The sequence below is a fragment of the Georgenia sp. genome, assembly GCF_054605595.1.
Map to the genome: position 1 here is coordinate 1 of NZ_JBTSDU010000165.1, position 5,498 is coordinate 5,498.

The 5,498-nt window shown below is 72.6% G+C and carries 4 protein-coding genes and 1 pseudogene; all 5 read right to left on the reverse strand.

Annotated elements, in window-relative coordinates:
- Positions 1-1,130: methyl-accepting chemotaxis protein (locus tag ACYC1Z_RS13900; protein WP_461410118.1), on the reverse strand; the 1,130-nt coding region annotated here is incomplete at its 3' end.
- Between the two features lie 193 nt (positions 1,131-1,323).
- Positions 1,324-1,740 (reverse strand): chemotaxis protein CheW, encoded by a 417-nt coding sequence (locus tag ACYC1Z_RS13905; RefSeq protein WP_461410119.1) that lies wholly within the window; start codon positions 1,738-1,740, stop codon positions 1,324-1,326.
- Entirely contained in the window at positions 1,740-4,100 is a 2,361-nt protein-coding gene (locus ACYC1Z_RS13910; RefSeq protein WP_461410120.1) for a chemotaxis protein CheA, read from the reverse strand. The genes ACYC1Z_RS13905 and ACYC1Z_RS13910 overlap by 1 nt, the downstream gene beginning before the upstream one ends.
- Before the next feature lie 111 nt (positions 4,101-4,211).
- Complete coding sequence (gene csrA, locus ACYC1Z_RS13915) at positions 4,212-4,448, reverse strand: carbon storage regulator CsrA (RefSeq protein ID WP_461410121.1); 237 nt, start codon at positions 4,446-4,448, stop codon at positions 4,212-4,214.
- A gap of 36 nt (positions 4,449-4,484) precedes the next feature.
- Positions 4,485-5,498, reverse strand: a pseudogene (locus tag ACYC1Z_RS13920) (hypothetical protein); the annotation flags it as partial.

The window sequence follows — 5,498 nt, forward strand, 5'->3', positions numbered from 1 at the left end:
TCGGTCGCCTGACCGGCCACCCGCGCCGCCTCGTTCGCGTTCTGCGCGATCTCCCGGATCGAGGCCCCCATCTGCTCCGCCCCCGCCGCCACCGACTGCACGTTCTGCGACACCTGCGCACCCGCGGAGGCCACGACCCCGGCCTGCGTCGCTGACTCCTCCGCGCCGGCGGCCACCTGCCCGGCCCTGGTCGCCAGGCTGTCGGTGCCGGCACTGAGGACGTGCGAGCCGTCGCTCATCGAGCGAAGGAAGCCCGAGATCTTGTCCTGCGCCTCGTCGAGGGCCGTCGCCATCTCGCCGAGCTCGTCGTGGGTGCGGACCTCGGCGCGCACCGTGAGGTCGCCGTCGGCCATGGCGAGGAGCGAGCGACGCACGCCGTCGACGGAACGGCGCACGGAGTTCGCTACGAGGGTAGCGATCACGACCGAGAGCACCACGCCGAGCAGCGCGGCGACGATCATGATGATCACTGCCCGGGAGGTGTTCGACGACGTCTGGTCGGCGATGTCGGTGGCGATCACCGTGGTCTGGGCGGTCAGGTCCTCCAGCTGGGGCTCGATCTGGTCGAGAAGGGCCCGGGACTCGACCTTGAGGGTCTGCGGGATGTGCCCCTTGTCCATGAAATACGTCAGGTTCGCGTCACGGACCTGGCGCCACTGCTCCCAGAGCCCGGGCACCTCGGCCCAGTTCACCGCGTGCCCCTCGCTGAAGCCCTGCAGGGCCACCAGGTTCTGGGAGAGCGCCGGCACGTACCCGGCCATCAGCTCGTCGTTGGCGGCCTGGTCCGCGAGGGCCGCGCCGAGATCGGCGGAGTCGCGGCCCATCGCCTCGATCTCGCTGACGAGGAGCTGCGCCTCGGCGAGCCCGACCTCGAAGTCGCTGAGCACGGCCACGACATTCGTCCGCATCCAGACCAGCTCCTCGCCGTCGTTCGCGGCGGTGCGCAGCGCCATCACGGCGTACGTGGCGAGCACGAGCGTGACGACGGCGAGCACCGCCACCACACCGAGGATCTTGGTGCGCACGGACCGCACGCGGATGCCGCCTGCAGGAGTGGTGTCCCGCTGTGTTCCGGCCTCGTCGACCGGTACTGCTGGCGTGGGGGTCTCGACGGCGGTGAGAGTGGGCATGGTCTCGCTTTCTCGAGCACGGGCATGGGTGGCCCGCTGGCGCTGCGCGTGCTGGCGGGGATACCCGCCGGGCGTGGTCAGGTCGTTCGGGGATGCTGGTCGACCGCGTGGGAGGTCAGACGGTGGATCGCGGGCGGGTGATCTGGCGGTCGCCAGGCATCTGGGCCAGGTCGGTCACGGGGGCGTCCTCCCTTCAGGCGGCCGTGGCGGCGTCGACGTCGAGGGCGAGCAGGAGCCGGCCGTCGAGCTTGTAGGCACCGGTGATCACCGACCGCAGGTGCGCGGGCAGGGTTTGCGGGGGCGCCTCGAACTGGGTGTCCGCCACCTCGATGACGTCGCCGATCTCGTCGACGAGGAGGCTGATGTCCTCGCCACCGACCTGGACCACGACCATCATCTGGGTGTCCGCCGGCTTCACCGTGAGGTTCAGGCGACGGCGCAGGTCCACCGAGAGGACGACCTGCCCGCGCAGGTTCACCAGGCCGGCCACGTCGCGGGGGGCGAGCGGGACGGTGGTGAGCGCCCGGGCGGGCAGCACCTCGCGCACGTCCTGCACACCGATGCCGTAGAGCTTGCCGTCGAGCTCGAAGGTGACGTACTGGGTGCTCATCACATGCCTGCCATCTCGGAAGAGAATGCCTCGATGTCGAGGCCGTCGAAGAATGTGGGGTCGGCGGCGCGCACGGCCTGCTGGACGTCGAGGAGCTCGGTCACCCGCTCCTTGACCACCGTGGAGCCGAGCAGCCCCGTGTCGTCGATGTCGCTGCGCAGCGAGCCGTCGTCGTCGACGATGTCGACGATGTCGCTGACGACCATGGCGACGCTGCGGCCGTTGCGGCTGTAGACGACGACCTGGATCTCGTCCCCGGCCATCGACGCGGTGCCGAGCAGCTGGTCCAGGCGGACGAGCGGGAGCAGCTCGCCGCGGTACTGGATGACCTCGCGGTGCCCGACGCGCTCGACCCGGGCGGCCGGCATCCGCTCGAGCCGGGTGACGGTGCCGATCGGGATGGCGACGTGCCGGTCGGGACCGGCCGCCACCACGAGCAGCTGGTCGACCTCGCGGGTCTCGATCTCCTCGGCGGCCGCCTGACGGCGCGCGACGGTGGCGCTCTCCCCCACCAGGGCCCGCCGGGCGATCGCCTGGATGTCGAGGATGAGCGCGACGGCGCCGTCGCCCAGCACCGTGGCGCCGGAGTAGGTGCCGATCTGCTTCAGGCGGGAGGAGAGCGCCTTGATGACGATCTCCTCGTTGTTCAGGACCCGGTCCACGATGAGGCCGAACCGCTGGTCGTCGGCCTGCAGGACCGCGATCACCGCACTGTCGGGCTCCTCGCGTTCCAGCCCGAGGACGTCCGCGAGGGAGATCAGGGGCAGCAGCGAACCGCGCAGGCGGTACACCGGGGCGGTGCCGACGTACTCGATCGGGGCGGCGCTGGCCTGGATCGCGACCAGCTCGAGCAGGCTGACCTGCGGGATCGCGTAGACCCCCCCGGCGCATTCCACGGTGAGCGCGGGCATGATCGCCAGCGTGAGCGGGATGCGCATGCGCCACGTGGTGCCGTGGCCGACCTCGGACTCGACGTCGACCGAACCGCCGATGGCCTCGACCTTGGTCCGGACGACGTCCATGCCGACGCCGCGGCCGGAGACGTTGGTGACCTTGGTGGCGGTGGAGAAGCCCGAGAGGAACAGCAGCTCGAGGATCTCGGCCGGGGCCATCGCGGCGATCTCGTCGGTCGTCCTGAGACCCTTGCGGACGGCGGCCTGGCCGATCTTGACGGGATCGATGCCGGCACCGTCGTCGGAGATCTCGACGATGACCTGACCGCTCGCGTGGTACGCGCGCAGCGTCACGGTGCCGCGAGCGGGCTTGCCGGCGGCGACCCGCACCGGCGGGTCCTCGATGCCGTGGTCGACGGCGTTGCGCACGAGGTGCGTCAGCGGGTCCTTCACGGCCTCGAGGAGGCTGCGGTCCAGCTCGGTGTCGCCACCGACCATCGAGAGGCCCACCTCACGCCCGAGCCCCTTGGCGAGGTCGCGGACGACGCGGGGCATCTTGGCCCAGATGTGCTCGATGGGCTGCATGCGGGTCTTCATGACCCCCTCCTGCAGCTCGCCGGCGATGAGGCTGAGGCGCTGGGCGGAGCGCGTGAGGTTGACGCTGCCGGTGTCGTTGGCGAGCCGGTCGATCTGGTTGCGCACCAGCACCAGCTCGCCCACCTGGCGCATCAGGGTGTCGAGCAGGTCGGTGTCGACGCGGATCGACGTGTCTGCGGCGGTGCGGTGGCTGGTCTCGCCCGGCGCATCGGCGGGGGTCCCGCTCGTGGTGGGGGCCTCGCTCACGGCGGGGGCCGCGGCGGCCGGTGCGGCGGCGGGCTCCTGCGCGGCGGCCGGTGTGGCGGGCTCCTGCGCGGCGGCCGGTGCGGCGGGCTCCTGCGCGGCGGCCGGTGCGGCGGGCGTCTCGGCGCTGGGGGCCGCCTTGGCCGACTCGGCGGACTCCTCGACGTCGTCCGGCTCGGCCGTGGCCGTGGCTTCGGTCGTGGCCGACGTCGCGGCGGGGGCCGCGACGTCCTCCTCGGTGGGCTCGCCCGCCTGAAGGCGGGCGATGCGGTTGATCACCACGTCGACGTCGACCTGACGCCCGTCCCCGGCCTCGATGCCGACCAGCACGGCACGCACCGCGTCGACCATCGCGAGGAGGACCGACGTCGTCGGGCCGTCCATCTCCCGCTTGCCGTCGCGCAGCTCCTGGAGGAGGTTCTCCCCGGCGTGGGAGACCCGCTCGAGGTCGGTGAACGCGAGGAACCCGCTGGTGCCCTTGATCGTGTGGATCGTGCGGAAGATGCTGCTCAGGAGCTCACGCGCGCCAGGGTTGCTCTCGAGCGCGACGAGGTCCTGATCGAGCTGGTCGAGGTTCTCGTAGCTCTCGACCAGAAACTCGCGGACGATCTCGTCCATATCGTCCACCGGTGTACCTCCATGAGTCCGGTCGCGCGCTTCCTGCGCGCAATCTCCTCATCGGCCGGGGGTGAACGGACTTGAGGTTTCGGCGAACGGGCCCGGGCCCGTCGGGCCGGCTCAGTGCTGGTCGGGCTGGCCGAGGCTGCGCAGCGACTCGAGCGCGGCGTCGCCGGCCTCGGCCGAGGCACGGTTCGCGGCGGCGACCGCCTCGCGCACCTCGGCGCGGTTCACGGTGACGCTCCGCGGCGCGGAGATGCCGAGCCGGACGGTGTCGTTGCGCACGTCGATCACGGTGAGGACGATGTCCTCACCGATCACGATCTTTTCGCCCACCCGACGACTCAGCACCAGCACGCCTCGACCCTACCCGCCACCGACTCCCGTCGAGCGTCAAGGCGTCGGCTCGGCCCCGTCGGTCCCGTCGTCCGGCGCCGCACGCGTCGACTCCTCGGTCGCCTCGCCGGTGGCCGGTGCGCCGGAGCCGGTCGCCGGCGCTCCGTCGGAGCCGGTGGCCGGCGCGTCGACGGAGCCGGTCGCCGGCACGCCGGAGCCGGTCGAGGGCGCCGCACCACGCTCCGCGGGCTCGGCAAGGGTCGCTCGTCCACGCGGTGCGTCGTCGTCGGCCAGCGCCCGGCGCCCGGCCTCGGCCAGCACATAGCCCCAGACCACGCCGGTGGCGGGCAGCCCGTCAAGCCACGCCAACGGCACGCCCAGGTCGAGCAGCACGCCCGGGTGCCGTGCGTCCTCGGCGTGCTGGCCGGCGAGCGCGTCGACATGGTGGACCGGGAGGTCCGTCAGCTGAGCCTCGAGCCGCTGCCGGTCAGCGCGGGCATCGAGAGCCACCCACACCTGGTCCGGTGCGAAGACCTGGAGGATGCCCAGGACCGTCTCCTGCTCGGCCTCGGTGCGGCCGGCCTCGACGGCGAGGAGCATGAGCTTCCCGGCGTGGTCCTGGCACAGGCGCGTCGCCGACCGTGGGGTGCTGACCCGACGTCGGCCGGGTGGCTGCCGCTTCGACTCCCCGGAGGGCGCGGGCCTGCCCGTCACCTGGACGATCTCGACCGTGTGGTCCCCGGCCCTGGCCGCCATCTGCGCGCACGTGGCACGAACGGGCCCGGCGGCACCGAGCACGGCGACGACCTTCCCAGGGCCCAGCTGCGCCGCCACGGGTCGCGGTAGGTGGGCGGCGAACGTCATGATCGCCGTCGTCCGGTCGACCGCGGCGGGCGCGATGTGCGCCGCGGGGACGCCGAGCTCGGCGAGCGCCTCCGGCCCGGACCTGTCCACGGGCAGCGGAGAGGTGCGGCGGCGACCCGGACGCCCGGGTCGGTCACGATGCGCGGGCTTGTTCGCGCGCGCGCGTCCGGCCGGCTTCGGCTCACGGGCCGGCTCGGTCCCCTGCGA